This is a genomic window from Pantoea sp. ICBG 828, from assembly GCF_002928355.1.
Taxonomy (GTDB): domain Bacteria; phylum Pseudomonadota; class Gammaproteobacteria; order Enterobacterales; family Enterobacteriaceae; genus Pantoea; species Pantoea dispersa.
In genome coordinates this window covers 132,701-149,532 of sequence record NZ_POWN01000004.1, presented here as the reverse complement: position 1 = coordinate 149,532, position 16,832 = coordinate 132,701, and the positions used below count along the sequence as shown (strand labels likewise).

At 59.4% G+C, this 16,832-nt stretch carries 13 protein-coding genes; 4 read left to right on the top strand and 9 right to left on the bottom strand.

All coding sequences use genetic code 11. The annotated features are described in order from the left end of the window. Positions 1-119 precede the first annotated feature (119 nt). Together C1Y43_RS11230 and C1Y43_RS11225 are read left to right on the top strand one after the other, a co-directional pair. Positions 120-653: a TetR/AcrR family transcriptional regulator gene (locus C1Y43_RS11230; protein WP_104188237.1), complete on the top strand. Its 534-nt coding sequence runs from the start codon at positions 120-122 to the stop codon at positions 651-653. Then, the gene (locus C1Y43_RS11225; RefSeq protein WP_104188235.1) at positions 650-1,795 is read left to right on the top strand and encodes an MFS transporter; all 1,146 of its coding nucleotides are present in this window, start codon (positions 650-652) and stop codon (positions 1,793-1,795) included. Before C1Y43_RS11230 ends, C1Y43_RS11225 begins: the two co-directional genes overlap by 4 nt. Here C1Y43_RS11225 and C1Y43_RS11220 read toward each other — a convergent pair. The 3 genes from C1Y43_RS11220 to C1Y43_RS11210 are packed head-to-tail and all read right to left on the bottom strand — an operon-like array spanning position 1,792 to position 7,207. Continuing rightward, positions 1,792-3,651 carry a TolC family protein gene (locus tag C1Y43_RS11220; RefSeq protein ID WP_021509680.1) on the bottom strand — a complete coding sequence of 620 codons (1,860 nt, stop codon included), beginning with the start codon at positions 3,649-3,651 and terminating at the stop codon, positions 1,792-1,794. The two genes, C1Y43_RS11225 and C1Y43_RS11220, sit on opposite strands and share 4 nt — an antisense overlap. Before the next feature lie 5 nt (positions 3,652-3,656). After that, on the bottom strand, positions 3,657-4,898 hold the full coding sequence (locus C1Y43_RS11215; RefSeq protein ID WP_021509681.1) for an HlyD family type I secretion periplasmic adaptor subunit: 1,242 nt from the start codon (positions 4,896-4,898) through the stop codon (positions 3,657-3,659). After that, positions 4,895-7,207, bottom strand: a complete 2,313-nt coding sequence (locus C1Y43_RS11210; RefSeq protein WP_021509682.1) for a type I secretion system permease/ATPase — start codon at positions 7,205-7,207, stop codon at positions 4,895-4,897. The genes C1Y43_RS11215 and C1Y43_RS11210 overlap by 4 nt, the downstream gene beginning before the upstream one ends. Positions 7,208-7,476: 269 nt before the next feature. On the opposite strand from C1Y43_RS11210, the gene ddlA reads away from it, so the two are divergent. Continuing rightward, a complete protein-coding gene (gene ddlA / locus C1Y43_RS11205; protein ID WP_104188233.1) occupies positions 7,477-8,571 on the top strand; it encodes a D-alanine--D-alanine ligase in 1,095 nt (364 codons plus the stop codon). A gap of 16 nt (positions 8,572-8,587) precedes the next feature. On the opposite strand, the gene C1Y43_RS11200 is transcribed toward ddlA, so the two are convergent. The 4 genes from C1Y43_RS11200 to C1Y43_RS11185 form a co-directional block, all read right to left on the bottom strand. Next, complete coding sequence (locus C1Y43_RS11200; RefSeq protein ID WP_058776404.1) at positions 8,588-10,012, bottom strand: GGDEF domain-containing protein; 1,425 nt, start codon at positions 10,010-10,012, stop codon at positions 8,588-8,590. Between the two features lie 292 nt (positions 10,013-10,304). Beyond that, positions 10,305-11,774 (bottom strand): SulP family inorganic anion transporter, encoded by a 1,470-nt coding sequence (locus C1Y43_RS11195; protein ID WP_104188445.1) that lies wholly within the window; start codon positions 11,772-11,774, stop codon positions 10,305-10,307. Positions 11,775-11,776: 2 nt separating this feature from the next. Then, on the bottom strand, positions 11,777-12,418 hold the full coding sequence (locus tag C1Y43_RS11190; protein WP_104188443.1) for a carbonic anhydrase: 642 nt from the start codon (positions 12,416-12,418) through the stop codon (positions 11,777-11,779). Positions 12,419-12,998: 580 nt separating this feature from the next. Beyond that, entirely contained in the window at positions 12,999-13,808 is an 810-nt protein-coding gene (locus C1Y43_RS11185; protein WP_058771313.1) for a 5'-nucleotidase, lipoprotein e(P4) family, read from the bottom strand. Between the two features lie 109 nt (positions 13,809-13,917). Between C1Y43_RS11185 and C1Y43_RS11180 the strand changes: the two genes are divergently transcribed. Next, the gene (locus tag C1Y43_RS11180; protein WP_104093850.1) at positions 13,918-14,628 is read left to right on the top strand and encodes a polyphenol oxidase family protein; all 711 of its coding nucleotides are present in this window, start codon (positions 13,918-13,920) and stop codon (positions 14,626-14,628) included. 31 nt (positions 14,629-14,659) lie between these two features. On the opposite strand, the gene C1Y43_RS11175 is transcribed toward C1Y43_RS11180, so the two are convergent. Both C1Y43_RS11175 and idnO read right to left on the bottom strand, forming a co-directional pair. Next, positions 14,660-15,979: a gluconate:H+ symporter gene (locus C1Y43_RS11175; RefSeq protein WP_058771315.1), complete on the bottom strand. Its 1,320-nt coding sequence runs from the start codon at positions 15,977-15,979 to the stop codon at positions 14,660-14,662. 79 nt (positions 15,980-16,058) lie between these two features. Further along, positions 16,059-16,823: a gluconate 5-dehydrogenase gene (gene idnO / locus C1Y43_RS11170; RefSeq protein ID WP_058771316.1), complete on the bottom strand. Its 765-nt coding sequence runs from the start codon at positions 16,821-16,823 to the stop codon at positions 16,059-16,061. Between the last annotated feature and the right edge of the window lie 9 nt (positions 16,824-16,832).

Sequence of the window (16,832 nt, the reverse complement as noted above, 5' to 3'; positions counted from 1 at the left end):
CCTGATTGATAATTTCTTCAAAGCTGCATCACTAAAACAGGCGGTGATTAACCGCCTCGCACCCGTTTTTCGCTCCCGTAACTTTGCAAAAGTAAAACGATCGGTTTACTTTTTAAGGTATGCGTAAAAAACAACACATCCTGAACGCTGCCGAGCGGCTGTTCTACAACAACGGTTTTCATGCCACCAGCACCGATTACATTTGCCGTGAGGCGAAGGTCTCCACGCGTACGCTCTATCAGCACTTTCCGTCGCGCGAGCGGTTAACTGCCGCGGTGATGACCGCGCGCCGGCAGCGCTTTGCCGATTTATTGTCAGAGCCAGACGATCCGGTAGCCATCAGCCAGCTGTTTTCGGTGCTGGAACAGTGGATGCAGGCGGAAGGATCGCTCGGCTGCTTTTTTGCCAAAGCGTACGGTGAGTATGCGGAGCAGGATGCTGAGCTGGCGGCGCAGGCGCTGGATTATCGCTACTGGCAGCGCGGCTACATCCGTGCCTGCGTGGCGCACTCGCACAGAAATTCGCCGTCAGCGCTGGCCGATGCCATCTGGATACTGTTTGAAGGGGCGATTATGGCCGGGTTGGTTGACGGTCCGCAGGCCGCGGTCACTGCGCGTCTGGCGGCTGAGCAACTGATGGCGAATACGCCATGAAAGCTTCACTCCGCCTGACGCTAAGCGGCTTTATGCTGATCGCCGTGACCTACGGACTGGCACGTTTTGCCTGGGGAATGATGATGCCGCAGGTGGCGCAGCAGATCAGCTTCAGCCCGCGCGCATCGGGCATGCTGGCCGCCTGCAGCTATCTGGCTTACTGCCTGGCCACGCCCGGCGCCACGCTGCTGCTGGCGCGCTGGGGCGTGCGCAGCACCGCCATACTGGCAGCGCTGACGGCTATGTTCGGCTTACTGCTGCTGGCCGCTGCCAGCAGCGCATGGCTGATTGCCGGTGGGCTGCTTATCGCCGGTCTCGGTGCCGGACTGGCTTCGCCGGCGCTCGCCAGTGCCGTGAGCCGGCAACTTGACGCGTCGCGGCAAACCGCCGCTAACACGCTCATTAACGCTGGCACCGGCGCGGGCATTATTGTGTCAGTGCCCATTTTCATGCTGGTTCCCGGCGGCTGGCGCGCGGCCTGCTGCTGTTTTGCCGCGCTGGCGTTAATCAGCCTGTTGCTGGCACGCTATTGCCTGCCCGCCGGGCGTGCCGATCCACAGAGATCGCCGGTTGGCTGGCGCGATCGGCTGCACAACCGCGCGCTGCAGCGGGTAATCATCATCGCTTTTCTTAGCGGTGTCGCCAGCGCGGCGTGGTGGTGTTTTGGACCGGATGTGTTACGCCAGCACAGCCACCTGAACGAGGGCCAGGCCAGTATGCTGTGGCTGGTTAGCGGCGCGGCCGGCATTCTCGGCGCGCTGACCGGTCCGCTGGCACGCTGCATCGGTATGCGTCAGGTGTACTGGCTGGCGCAGCTGGCGATGGCCGCACCACTGCTGTTGCTGGCGGCGCTCACCCACTTTAGCTACTGGCTGGTACCGGCGGCGGCGCTGTGCGGCGCGGGATACGTCACGCTGTCGGGTATCCTGCTGGTTGCGGGTGCCGCCGCCACGCCACAGAATGCGGCCTCTGGCGTGGCGGCGGCGTTTCTGACGCTGGCGATTGGGCAAATTGGCGGGGCGATACTCTTTGCGCAAATCTACAGCAGCAGCGCCGCTGCGGCACTGCTGCTGTTCGCTGCCATCCCGGTTGCGCTGCTATTTCTGGTACCGGCTAACCCGCCACAGCGCGCTGACGCTTAACGTCCGGTGGTGAGCCAGCGGCTGAGGATGCCGGCACTGGAGTAGCCGCGAATGATCGCCGCGTAGCTGTCAAAGCGATTGCTCACTTCGCTCACCTGGTTGTTATACAGATCGCTCTCGGCGCTCAGGACATCCAGCAGCGAGCGGCGTCCGAGGTGATACCACTGATCGAAAAAGTCTTTGCGGATGCGGTCAGACTCGACAATTAAACTTTTATACAGCGCGGCGCGATCGGCCATGGAGTGCGCATCCTGGCTGGCGGCGCGCACGCGATTCTCCAGATCGCGCCGCTGCTCCTGCACCTGCTGACGACTGGCTTCGGCGCGTTTAATCGCCGCAATCTCCTGCGCGTTGGTTGAACCGCCGCGGAACAGACCCCAGCTAACGTTGATGCCGGTTTGCCACGCCTGCTGGCGACCGAGCTGATCCTCACGCGTGCTTTTGGTTACCGTCCAGTTGAGTTTTGGCAGGCCGGAAGCTTTAATCGCCTCCGCTTCTTTAAACCCCGCTCGCGTTTCCGCGCTGGCGCGCAGGATCAGCGGATGATAATCCAGGCTGGCCAGCTGACGATTGAGATCGCCAAAATTCATCGCCCAGCGATCGCTGGCTGGCAGCGTCACGCGACTGTTGCCCATCAGGCGGTTCAGCGTGATCTCGACATCGCGCGCGCGCGACTCGGCATTCTCCAGATAACTCTGCGCCTGCAGCAATCGGCCTTTGGCCTGCGTCAGCTCGCTGCGACGACCGGTATCTGACTGCACAATGCCGCTCAGCATGGTGGTCAGTTCGGTCATGCGCGCCACGTACTGCTGGCTGATGGCAATGATCCGCTGCTGCTTGTTCCACTCAATCAGCGCGTTGCTGACCTGCATCGCCAGCTCTTCACGCTGCGCCTGCGCCGCCTGCTGCGCCGAGGTCACGCGCTCTTCGCGGCTCTCGATGGTGCGGCTGGTCTGACCGAAATCAATCAGGTTGGTCGCCATCGACACGCCGAGCGCCGGCACGTTGCTCTGACTACCGTCGCTTTTTACCCCGCCACCAAACTCTTTGGTCGCCGAACTGGCGCTGACATCCAGCTGCGGCCAGCGCTGCCCTTTCGCCTCATCCACACTGGCGGCGGCGGCATCGGTCTGCGCCACGGATGATTTCAGCGCCGGGCTGATGCGCCAGGTGATACGTGCGGCCGAGAGGAATTTCTGCCGCAGCTCGGATTCAGCCACGGTTTCATCCACCGCGCCGCTCAGGCTGACCGGTGAACGCGCCACGGCGGCATCGGCGGCGGTGGTTCTGGTTTCCGCTACCGGCGGGCTGACAAAGCTGAACTCGCTCTGCGCTTTTACTTCTGCTTCATTCACCGGCACCGGCGCAGGCTGCTGCGGGTTGAAAGTGCGTACCGATTTCAGCAGCGGATTCGTCTGCTTTGGTTCCGGCTGGCGCTGCTCCTCCGTCAGAAAACCGCCGCCCTGTACCGGCTGCACCGGCGGCGGGGCAATCGGCGCTGCTGGCGCTGGCGCTGGTGCCGGTGAAGGTGCCGGTGCTGGTGCCGGCTGAGCGCGTGGCGTGGCCACCGGTGGCGCAACCGGCACGGCCTGAGGTTGCGTAAACATCGGTTGCGGTGCCGGCGCGGTTGCAAAGCGCTGGGCTGGCGCAACGGGCACGCGCTGCACCGGCGCGCTGCGTACCGGTGCCGCAGCGGGGGCGGCCGGGCGATGTCCGCTCATCTCGGCAAACATCATCAGTTCACTGGTCGAATCGGCCATTACGCTGATGGCCGGAGCCATCATGACCGTAATGCAACCGGCAAGCAAAGAGAGGCGCCGCGCCGCTGCGCGACGGTGCATATTATTATTTTTCATGGTTATTAACGCTCGCGGAAGGCTTCTTTCGCCTTAAGTACCGGCTTCAGCAGGTAATCAAGGATGGTTTTCTCGCCGGTGCGGATTTCCACCGTGGCCACCATGCCGGGAATGATCGGCAGATCTTTGTTGCCTGCGTGCAGCGTGCTTTTATCGGTGAGGATCAACACGCGGTAATAGGTGTCATCCGGGCGGCCGGAAGCGGCTTTCTGATCGTCTTTCAGCGTATCCGGACTGATGTATTCCACATGGCCATCCAGTCCGCCGTAGATGGCGAAGTCGTAGGCGGTGATTTTCACTTTGGCCGGCAGCCCCGGACGCAGGAAGGCGACATCAGAAGGACGGATTTTGCCCTCCACCAGCAGTTGCTCTTCCAGCGGCACGATTTCCAGGATGTGCTCACCGGGCTGAATGACGCCGCCGATGGTATTAACGCGCACGTTTTTCACCGTGCCGCGCACCGGTGCGGTAATGGTGGTGCGCTCGACCACGTCCGCGCGGCCAATCAGGTTTTCGCTTACCTGGCTGAGTTCCAGCTCCAGCCGCGCCAGTTCGGTGTTGGCATCAGACTGGTAACGGTTACGCCGCTCAACAATCTGCGCCTGGATGTCGTTCGCCTGGCGCTGCATGCGCAGCAGTTCAACCTCAGACAGTAATCCTTTCGCCGCCAGCGGCTCCGCCAGACGAATTTCACGCATCGACAGGGCATAGCTGCGCTGCAATGAGTTAATGCTGTCATTCAGCGCGCGCTTGCGTGATTCATAGGCCTTGGTCTCCTGCGCAACCACGGCGGGATCGCTCTGCACCTGCTCGTCAAACGTCAATGGCTGCGCGTAGGCTTCGGCACGCAGACGCGCAATGCTGCCCTTCAGGCCAATCACCTTGCTCAGCGCCTCGCGATAGCTTGATTGCGCACGCGTCGGATCGATTTTCAGCAGGACATCGCCCCGGTTGACCACCGTGCCTTCACGCACGTTCATTTCGGCGAGAATGCCGCCTTCCAGACTCTGAATCACCTGCTCGCGGCTGCGGGAAATCACTTTTCCGTCGCCTTTGGTGATCTCCTCCACCCGCGCATAGTTTGCCCAGGTGAGACCGATGCCAATTACCGCGATGATGATCCACATCACCAGTTTTGATCCCGGCGTGGTTTGCGACAGCAGGGAAGCCTGCACGTCATTCATGAATTCGGCATCCGCAGCGGAGAGATTTTTGCTGCGGCTGCGCCATGGCATTAACTTGATCATACTGCGGCCTCCTCTGCCGCGGCGACGGCGGGCTCTGACGTTGCCGAAGCATCGTTAGCCGGCGCAGGTGCGCGCGCCGCCTGCTCTACCGCCTGACGCGGCGGCTGGCGGGTTTTACCTTTACCTTCCAGCGCGGCCAGCACCTGCTCTTTCGGGCCATCCGCGACAATTTTTCCTTCCTCAACCACGATGATGCGGTCGACCAGCGCCAGAATTGACGGACGATGCGTCACGACGATCAGCGTGTGGCCTTCGCTGGCGCGACGCAGATGCGCAAGGAACTGGCTTTCGGTCATGCTGTCCATGGCGCTGGTCGGTTCATCCATCAGCAGCACTTTGGGCCGCGTCAGCAGGGTTCGCGCCAGCGACACTAACTGACGCTGACCGCCCGACAGCCCTTCACCGCCCTCACCGACCGACAGGTTGATGCCGCTCGGATGGCGCGCCGCCACGTGATCGAGACCGGTCAGATTCAGCACACGCAGCAGTTCATTCGCGGTGGCATCCGGCCGGCCAATCATCACGTTCTCGCGCAGCGTGCCGTAGAACAGGCGCGCATCCTGGCTGACGAAGCCCACTGCTTTGCGCCAGTCGGCCGGATCGATCTGGTTAACATCGAGTCCGTCGGCGGAGATCTGCCCTTTCACCGGCTGATACAGACGCGCCATCACGCGTAACAGCGTCGATTTACCGCTACCGATGCGGCCAAGAATCGCCACGCGCTCACCGGCCTTAATGGTCAGCGAGATATCTTTGAGGATTTCCGGATTGGGCTTCATCGGCGGTGCCGGATAGGAGAAGCTGACATTGCTCAGCGAGATCTCGCCGGTCAGCGGCGGATCGGTCAGGTAGGTTTTGCTGCTGTCGCGATCGACCGGCATCTCCATCAGCTTATTCAGCGAGGTCAGCGCCGCTTTGGCCTGCTGATAACGCACCGCCAGACCAATCACCTGACCCAGCGGGCCAGTGGCGCGGCTGGCCAGCATCACGGTGGCGATCATCGCACCCATGGTGAAGGTGCCAGCGTTGATCAGATAAACCCCGGCCACCACCAGCATCACGGTCTGAAACTGCTGCAGAAAGGTCACCACGCCGGTTGCCAGCGTCGAATAGCGTTTTGACTTCATTGAGTTAGCCGACTGCAGCGCGCTGAAGTTCTCCCAGCGGCGCTGCATATGCGCTTCACCGCCCACGGCTTTCAGCGTTTCCATGCCTTCAACCGACTCAATCAGCACGCCCTGTTTCAGCGACGCATCGCGCAGATTCTCTTTCATGATGCGCGCCAGCGGCCACTGGATCGCGGCGCTGACGATGATGATCAGCGGGATCATCATCAACGGAATAATCGCCAGCGGACCGCTGATAAAGAAGATCACGCCGACGAACATCAGGATAAACGGCAGATCCGAAATCGCCGCCAGCGTCGCCGAAGCAACAAAATCGCGCACCGATTCGTATTCACGGATCTGGTTGGCGAAAGTGCCTGATGAGGCCGGCTTGTGCTCCATCTGGATCGACAACGCCTGACGGAACAGCATGCTGCCCAGCACCAGGTCGGCCTTTTTGCCCGCCATGTCCAGCAGATGCGCCCGCACAAAGCGGGTAATGGCTTCGAAGATCATGGCGATGGTGACGCCAATCGCCAGCGACCACAGCGTAACAAACGCCTGGTTCGGCACCACGCGATCGTAGACGTTCATGGTGAAGAAGATGCTGGAAAGTGCCAGTACGTTGATCAGCACGGCGGCGATGGCGGCGCTGCGGTAGTAACGGCGGTAGCGCCACAGGGTGCTGAACAGCCAGTGGCCTTTGACCTCCGGCAGCATTTCGCTGGCGCGCTCATCCAGTACCGCCGCCGGTTTCGCCATCACCGCAAAGCCGGCGTAAATCTCGTTGAGCTCCGCCAGGCTCATCTCCACCGCTTTATCACTCACCTCCGGCATGATCAGCTGGAAACGCAGCTCGCGTTGATTCTCCTCATTGGTGTGAATGCGCCGCGACAGCACAATGCAGCCGCCGCCGTTCTGCCGCAGCAGTATCATCGGCATCAGCTGCTCCGGCAGATCCTGCAGGCGGCGTTCAACCATGCCGCCGGTAATGCCAGCGTTCTCCAGAGCGGTCATCGCCTGCGACGGCGACAGCAGCGTCGCTTTCGGCAGGCCGGCGACCAGCGCCTCTTCACTCTTCTCGCGTTTGTAGTGTTTGCAAATCCACGCCACGCTTTTTAACAGCGTGTCATCCACGGTGGTTTCGATACGAGCAACAGAACGCGCATCCTGCTCCACGGCATTCTGCTTCTGGTCCATCATTTCCCGACTCCTGTAAACCTGACAAAAAACGGTGGACGCATCGTCCACCGCAGACTTTTCTTTGAATTGGGAAAATTCTGACAGAAGGCAGCTTTCAGGCCGTCCAAGACTTGTCTCAAACGGTGGAGAATATTTATGAATAAAGTGGGCAAAGCCCGATTGAATGCGGTCTGGCGACCGATCAACTGCAGAATAATCGCGGCGCTGTTGAGCGCTGTCCTGGGCGTGTTATCTTAGCTGCTCGCTTTACTGCAACCGGACAAAGAGCAATGGCAAAACAGCGGGTAGGTATCGTATTTGGCGGCAAGTCGGCCGAACATGAAGTGTCGTTACAGTCGGCCAAAAATATTCTTGAGGCGATCGATAAAAACAAATACGACGTGGTGCTGCTGGGGATCGACAAACAGGGCGAGTGGCATCTGAATGACGCTTCAGGCTTTCTGCTCAACGCCGACAATCCGGCGCTGATTGCCCTGAACCGCTCCGGTGAAAACGTGGCGCTGGTGCCCGGCAGCCGCGCGGAACAGCTGATTACGCGGCAGCAGGCGCAGCCGCTGTCGCAGCTGGATGTCATCTTCCCGATTGTGCACGGCACGCTGGGCGAAGATGGCTCGCTGCAGGGACTGCTGCGCATGGCCAATCTGCCGTTTGTCGGGTCGGATGTGCTGGGTTCCGCGGTCAGCATGGACAAAGATTTCACCAAACGCCTGCTGCGCGATGCCGGCCTGAAAGTGGCGCCGTGGCTGAGCGTCACCCAGACGCAGCGCGCGGCGCTGGATGTGCAGGCGGTGATTGCGCGCTTTGGCCTGCCGCTGTTTATCAAGCCAGCCAATCAGGGATCATCCGTTGGGGTGAGCAAAGTGACGCAGCCGGATGAATTCGACGCGGCGCTGGATCTGGCGTTCCGCTTTGACCGCAAGGTCCTGATTGAACAGGGCATCAGTGGCCGTGAGATTGAGTGCGCGGTGCTGGGTAACGAGGCGCCAGAAGCCAGCCCGTGCGGTGAAATTGTGGTGCACGACGCCTTCTACTCGTATGACACCAAATATATCAGCGAGAGCGGCGCGCAGGTGGTGGTACCGGCTGACATCAGTGCGGAAGCCAGCGAGGCCATTCGGGCTGTAGCGATTACCGCGTTCCAGGCGCTGGAGTGCTTTGGCATGGCGCGCGTCGATGTGTTCCTCACCGATACGGGCGACATTATTGTCAACGAAGTGAATACCTTACCCGGCTTCACCAACATCAGCATGTATCCCAAACTGTGGCAGGCGGCCGGCCTGAGTTACAGCGATCTGATTACCCGCCTGATTGAACTGGCGCAGCAGCGTCATCAGCAATCCAGCCAGCTGAAAAGCAGCGTGTAACCTGCGATGGCGTGGCTCAGGCCACGTCATGCGCCATGCTGCGCGGCGCGATTGCCGGTGAGGTCTGATTGCGGCCATTGCGCTTGGCAACGTAAAGGTGTTTATCCGCCGCTGACACCAGCCGGTTGATTACCCCCGGCCATTCACGTTCGTTAACCGCACCGCCGCGCGCCAGGCCGAGGCTGACCGTCACGGTCACGGTGTTGCCCTGAATCCAGAACTTCTCTTTCACCATTGCCTGACGAATCACTTCGGCCAGCTGAAACAGCTGGCTGTGGGTGTAATCAAATACCACCACCACGAACTCTTCGCCGCCAAAGCGGCACACCAGGCCGCGACTGCCGACCACGTGCTGAATACGGCGCGCAATCTCCTCCAGCACGCCATCGCCGGCATCATGGCCGAAATTGTCATTAATGGCTTTGAAGTAGTCGACATCCAGCATAATCACGCCGGCTTCACGCTGCAGGGAAAACGGCTGCTGGCGCAGGTTTTCATACAGGCCGGAGCGCGACAGTAGCTGGGTGAGGAAATCGTAATTGGCGCGCAATGCCAGGCGATGGTTAAGCTGGCGAATGGCGTCCATGCTCACCGCCACCAGCAGCGGGCTGAGCGCCACGGTGGCCACGCCCAGCCGTGCAGAAGTGAGATGGCTGATGGGCAGCAGCGAATCATCGCCCTGAATATTCATCACGCCGTGCGAGACCAGCACGATCTCGGTGATGCCGGTGAACAGAATCACCAGGCTGGTGATCGGAATCGGCAGAACAATGGCACACCAGATCAGCGCCGGTACCGGGAAGGTCAGACTGCCCGCGCCACCAATCAGCGCCCCCACCGTGAGCGACAGCGCCACGGCGAGCAGCGGCAGCAGCCTGGCCGGGTGCACCAGCGTCCGCAGCGGCACGCTGCGCAGCGGACGCGTCAGCATCACCGGCAGCAGCATCAGCGAGGTGGAGAACTGCTCGCTGAACCAGTCGGCCCACGCCACCACAAAGCGCGCGTTGAAGTCGATATCCTGCGCCCACGCACCCCAGGTGGCGCAGGCTGCTGCACCGAGCAGGCACGCCGGAAAGATGCGCATGGCGTTGAACACCTGGCTGTTTGCAGTTGGCGATTGCAGATGCTTAATCAGCATGCTGACTGACACCAGAATAAACAGGATATTGGCAAAATTAATCGTCACCGCTGGCAGTGCCCAGCCGGAAAAAACCGTATCGTTGAAAATCATGGCGGCAAAACACACCAGATAACTGGAGGTGGTGTGTAAAAACGGGTTGCGCACCATTAAACCGGCGATGAGGGCATTCACCGGCCAGAACAGGGAAAACTCTTCGGGAATACGCAGGTGGCTGCCAATAAAGCAGAAGAACAGCGTAATAAGACACAGCGAAAGAGCATTCTTTTTAACATTATTCTCTTCAAACAGCTTAACGCGCATACGTCTGAACCCTGTAACCTGAAATCGCTGCCATCCGTCGCTGGCATCAGCAATCATTTAACCTGAAAAATCCGTGCGATAATTCGCTAATTAACCCGGTATTCGTCGCCCTGCTCTGCGACTGAGCGGCGCTCACTCTGCCATGAAAGCCAGAGACGAGCTACCAGCCCCGCCGGCAGCATGTGAAACAGGCAGGCGCAGTGAGCGGCAATTATGCCGTATAAATAAAAAAATCGGATATCCGGGATATCCGATTCTGGCGAAAAAAACTGCATGACTGCGCGCGGGAACGTTATTTCACCGCCACCGGCCACTGGCTCAGCCGGATGCCGCGCTCACCGGCGCTATCCCCGAAATCCTGCAGCACCGCTTTCACGTCCGGATCCATATACTCGGCGTTATCGTGATCGACAATCACCACGCTATTTTCCGGGATCTCCGCCAGCAGCCCCTGCAACTTCGGGTTGTGCATAAAGGTCAGGTTTTGCTGAAAGCGCAGCACGTAATGGTCGTCATAGCGGGTAAGTTGCAGCGCGTTGCGATGGCTTTGGTAGATGCTGCACAGAATCTGCGTCGCGATACCGATACCAATCCCGGCCAGCATGCCAAACACAATGATACCGCCGATGGTGGCAAGAAACGGCACGTACTGCTGCGCGCCCATGCGAATCTGTTCGACGAACAGGCGCGGCGTTGCCAGCTTATAGCCGGTATACAGCAGCACCGCCGCCAGGCTGGCGAGCGGAATCGCGTTAAGCAGAGCGCTGAACCACAAGCCACAAATCAGCAGCAGCACGCCGTGCAGCAGAATCGACAGTTTGGTTTGGGCACCCACGCTGACGTTGACCGAACTGCGCACAATCACCGCGGTAATGGGCATCGCCCCGAGCAAGCCGGCGGTCAGGTTACCGATGCCCTGCGCGAACATCTCTTTATTCGGTGACGGCGCCGGGTGCTGCGGACGCAGTTTTTTCAGCGCCTCCTGGCTGAGCAGCGTTTCAAGGCTGGCCACCAGCGCCAGCGTAATCGCTACCACCCACACCGACGGATTCTGCCACGCCAGCCAGTCAGGAGTTTCCAGCTCCGCCACCAGCGCCGACATACTGTCAAACGCCGGCAGTACGATACGCGGCAGGCCTTCGCCGAGGCTGGGAAACAGGCGATCGCCTAACACCGTGGCGAGGCAGCCAAACAGCACCGCCACCAGCGGGCCGGGGATCCAGCTCAGCGCTTTAACCGCTTTGATCGCGGGCGTGGTCCACAGCCACAGAATCAGCAGCCCGCTACCGGCCACCAGCATCGCGCTGAGCGAAAACGCAAACTCCCCGCTGACCAGCGACTGCAGACCGGCATCGCTCGCGGCGCCCAGCGCTACCGGAATCTGCTGCATAATCAACAGCAGGCCAATGGCCGCCAGCATCCCTTTGATGACACTGCCCGGCACCAGCGAGATAAAACGACCGGCGCGCAGCAGGCCGAGCATGCACTGCAGCACGCCAGCCAGAATCAGCGCAGTGAGAAACGCGGAAAAGCTGCCGAGCGTCTGGATTGAGGCCACAACAATGGTCACCAGCCCCGCCGCCGGGCCGCTCACGGCAAAGCGCGAGGGACTGAGCGCGGTAACCAGCAGACCGCCGATCACCCCGGTGAGCAGACCGGCAAAGGGCGGCAGACCGCTGGCCTGCGCGATGCCCAGACACAGTGGCAGCGCCACCAGAAACACCACCAGACCAGCAGGAATATCCTGACGAAGCGTTTGCAGATTCATGATGAGGGTTCCTCTGACGATTGCTGTATTAACTCTTTCAGATGGCCGGACTGCAGGTCATAAACGCAGCCAAATACATCCAGCTGCTGTCCGGCCTGCCAGGCCTGTTGCACCGGCTCGCAGCGCACCAGCTGGCTAAACTGGGCGATGACATTGGCTTCAATCAGCCGGTTAAGCTTGCTGCTCTCCTCTTCCTGCGCGGGACTGGCGTGATAGGCCACCAGCCCGTGCTGCAATGCGCGCCGCAGCGCGGCAATGCGCCTGGCGAGCGCCGAATCCTCCTGCGCTAACGGGCTGGCAGGCAGACCCAGCGCCGCCTGCACGCCGCCGCAGCCGTAGTGACCGCACAGCACAATGCGCTCGACGCCGAGATAAAAAATCGCGTACTGCAGCACGCTGATAAAGTTGTCATCATCGGGTAGTACCATATTGGCGATATTGCGGTGCACGAATAGCTCGCCCGGATGCGAGCCGGTCAGCACTTCTGCCGGTACGCGACTGTCGGAACAGCCAATCCATAAGGAGTGGGGTTTCTGCTGATGCAGATATTGTTCAAAGTAATCTGGATTACGCTCGCGGCGCTGGAGTGCCCAACTGCGATTTTTCGCTAATAAGGGTTTAAGGGTCGTCACAATTATCTTCTCTCTGTATCCGCAAATAGCGCTTCCGGGCAAATAAATGCATGGCGCAGCACGGTTTTAGCGTTCTGTGGCAGGTGAATACGGCGCTTTCTCACAGAAATTGGTTATAGACGCTTATGAATTGATTTGCACCAGGAATATTTCAGCCCGGCAGAAGAAGCGACCTTATGTAAAATAAGTGTCAGCAAATGTCATGAAAAAGTAAGTTAATGCAAGTGACGCAATCAGCAGGAATTTCATTAAAAATAAATATAATCAGTCTATTAATAATATTTTTTAAAACGCATTTCGGATGCACTGACAAATATATACACGTAAAACTTTTGCGCCTTTACGCTGGTATGGTGGATTACACTCTGCTCGCTGAGAAAAATCCTAATTACTAAATTTATGAATAGTGATATTCGCTGGTTTTAACGTTATTCGCGATGATATTTCACTGAAGACGGCGGAAGGATTAAGTAAGAGATCGGGAAAATGATAAGCAGAATAATAATTACAAAGAAACGTAAATATCACTGGCGCTAACCGCCTGCGATAAGCGCCCGCCAGGGCAGGCGCTATTTCGCTTGACGAATTATTTACCGTTCCAGGCTTTCATGCGGGATTCACGCACCTGCAGCTGCTGTTCCGGGGTTAACTTATTGTAGTTTTCAGCCATGCCGCTCTCCCAGTCGCCGTACAGTGGATTTGGCAGCACAATGAACTGGGTGCCAAAACGCTGATGGTTGAGCGTGACAAACTGCTGGCGCTGCGCGTTACCCTGATGCCAGGTGGCGCCGCCGAAGTCATTCAGGTTATCGCCGATATACAGCACCACGTTGTAGCCGGCATTTTTAATTGCGTCGAAACGCGCCTGTTTATTGGAATTGCCGGTACTGAGACGCACGGTTTTGTCGCTTACGCCGCTGAAGCCCAGCTTGTTGAGGTTATCGACCGTGGCCGCGTAGTCTTTCTGATCGCGGTTCGAGACGTAGAACATGGTGCCGCCGTGGCTATTCACGTAATTGGCAAATTCGACGGCACCGGGCACTGCGGTCGCCTGGCGCGCCTGCGTCCACGCTGACCAGGTTTTACCGGAGAACGGCTGGCCGTTTTTTGCCTGCCACGCGCTGTAGGCGCTGTTATCGATCATGGTTTCATCCAGATCAACAATCACCGCTTTGGGTTTGCCGGTGAGCGAAGGAGCGTTATCAAACGCCATGCGTGCCGTGTTGAACGCCTGCCAGCTCAGCGCCTGATATTCGCCAGACTGCTGGAACCAGTTGACTGCCAGCACCGACTGCTGACCGAGTTGCTGCTGAGCCTGCTGTTTTTGCGGTTGGGCACAGCCGGTGAGCGTCAGGGCAATCAGGCCCGCCGCGGCCAGCCAGGAGGTGTTTTTCATCATGTCGTCCTTAAGTGATTATGGTCAGTTTTTGTAAAGCTTTAAAAATGTAGCAGTTAACGTAAGCTGTGGGCAGAGGAAAACCGGGGTCAGGTCACAGGAGACACTTATGGATAATCGCGGGCCGCGCTCGGCGCTGCTGGAGAGTCAACGCTGGCTGGAGTATGCCTTTCAGCCTGCCGGTCAGCCGGCACCGGCCGCTGCGGCGTACGGACAGCAGCGGCACAGCGCAAAAGTGGTGTTGGCCGGACAAAACCGGCCGCCGAAAAGTTGTGAATCCGATGGGGTGATCGGTGACGATCATCGGCCGGTTGCGGTTTACACCGCTGACTGTCTGCCGGTGCTGTTTGCCGATGTGAAAACGCATCAGGTGGCGGCGGTGCATGCCGGCTTGCAGGGTACGCTCGGCGGCGTGCTGAGCAGTGCCCTCGATCAGCTGCTGGCGGGTGGCGCGACGCCGGCATCCCTGCTGGTGGCGATCGGTCCGGCGATCGGCCCGTGCTGCTATGAGCTGGGCGTTGATCGCATCGCACAGATGCAGCAGCGCCCGGATCTGCCGGCGTTAAGCTGGTCACAGCAACAGCCGCATAATCCGCAGGCAATCCGACCTCAGGCACAGGCGCATCATCAGGGAGTATGGTTTGATTTGCCTCAACTGGCGCAGGACCTGCTGTTACAGCGCGGCATCCCGGCGGCGCAGATTGATCGCGTGGCGGTGTGTACTTATTGCATGGCGGAGGCGGGTTCGAGCTATCGCTATAACACCCATTTTGACAGCGGCTATCAGTCACGTTTCTCGTGGATTCGCCGCCGCGCGTAAGCACGCTTCACCTCCCTGTGAAGCGCGGGCCTTAGTGAATGATGGCGTTGAGCGCCAGCACACCGGCGAGGCCGAGGATGGAGATCAGCGTTTCCATTACCGTCCAGGTTTTCAGCGTTTCAACCACGCTCAGGTTGAAATAGCCTTTGAACAGCCAGAAACCCGGATCGTTCACGTGCGAGGCGATCACGCTACCCGAACCAACGGCCAGCACCATCAGCGCCGGATCGGTATGGGTAGCGGCAATGATCGGCGTCACGATGCCGGCGGTGGTGATCGCCGCGACGGTGGCCGATCCCAGCGCGATGCGCAGCATTGCCGCCACCGTCCAGCACATCAGCAGCGGTGACAGCGACGATCCTTTCATCAGATCGGCGATGTAATTACCGACACCGCTATCCACCAGCACCTGCTTAAAGGCACCGCCGCCGGCAATGATAAAGACGATCATGGCGATAGCGGCAATCGAATCGCCACACATATCCATCACCTGCTCCATTTTGCGCCCGTTGCGCAGACCCAAGGTAAACACCGCAATCACCACGGCGATAAACAGCGCCACCGCCGGGTTGCCGATAAATTCAAAGAACTGGCGCAGCGCATTCTCTTTCGGCATCGTCAGTTCGCAGACTGCCGCAATCGCCATCAGCACTACCGGAATCACCGCGGCAAAGATGCTGATAAAGAAGCCTGGCATCTCCTCTTCGGTGAAGATTTTAGGGTTATACAGCCCTTCCGGCGGCGACTTTTCGAAGCTTTTGAGGAATTTTGAGAAAATCGGGCCGGCAATGATCACCGTCGGGATGGTAATGATTAAGCCGTACAGCAGCGTGGTGCCGAGATTAGCACCAAAGATGGTGGCAATGGCGGTTGGACCGGGATGCGGTGGCAGGAAGCAGTGCGTCACCGACAGCGCTGCCACCATCGGCACGCCGACGTACAGCAGTGGCAGTCCGGCCGCCGCAACGATGGTGAACACCAGCGGCAGCAACAGCACAAAGCCGACTTCGTAAAACATCGCCAGGCCGACGATCAGCCCGGTGACCACCAGCGCCCACTGCAGCCGCTGTTTACCGAACGCGGCAATCAGCGTGGTGGCCACCCGCTGGGCAGCGCCGGTATCGGACACCAGCCGCCCGAGCATGGCACCAAAGCCGAGGATCATCGCCAGGCCGCCGAGCGTGGAACCAATGCCTTTCTGAATCGAGGCCATCACATTGAGCGGCGTCATGCCTTCGGCGATACCTACCACCGCCGAGACAAACACCAACGCAATGAAGCCGTTGACCTTGAAGACAATCATCAGAACCAGCAGCAGTATCACACCCAGCACGATTATGGTTATTGGCATTTTTTATTATCCTTAGGAAGACAGAGGGGTGTTTAAGGTTTAGGCGCGCGCCGGCAATTACGCCAGCCGCGCCACGGCATTACACGGCGACGCGCATACCGCCATCAACAAACAACAGGTGGCCATTGACGAAATCAGATGCGCCCGACGCCAGGAACACCGCCGCGCCAATCAGCTCTTCCGGCTTGCCCCAGCGTGCGGCCGGCGTACGTTTGGTCAGCCAGCCGGTGAAGGCCGGATCGTCAGCCAGCGTCTGGGTCATCTCGGTGACGAAATAGCCCGGTGCAATGGCGTTAACCTGAATATTGTGGCGCGCCAGCTCCACGCACATGCCGCGCGTCAGCATGGTGACCGCGCCCTTGGAGGCGGCATATGGCGTGATGGTGTCGCGCCCCAGTTCGCTCTGCATCGAGCCGATGTTGATGATTTTTCCGCGCTGACGCTGCACCATTCTTTTCGCCACGGTTTGTGACACCAGAAACACCGCTGTCTGGTTGACGGCAATCACGTCGTTCCAGTCCTGCTCGGGAAACTCGAGAAACGGCCGGCGGCGCTGAATGCCGGCATTGTTCACCAGGATATCAATCGCGCCCCACTGACTTTCAATCTCCTCCACCGCCTGCTGAACCTGCGCCGACTGCGTGACGTCGAAGGCCTTCGCCCGCGCGTGATAACCCAGCTCGCGCAGTTTCGCCGCGCCCTGCTCTGCGCCGCCCCCGGTGGTGGCGTTGATGATCACTTCCGCGCCCGCCTCCGCCAGACCGCGCGCCAGCAGAAAACCGATGCCGCGCGCCGAACCGGTGAGCAGCACACGCTTGCCCGCCAGGGAAAATAGCTGACTCATACTGACTCC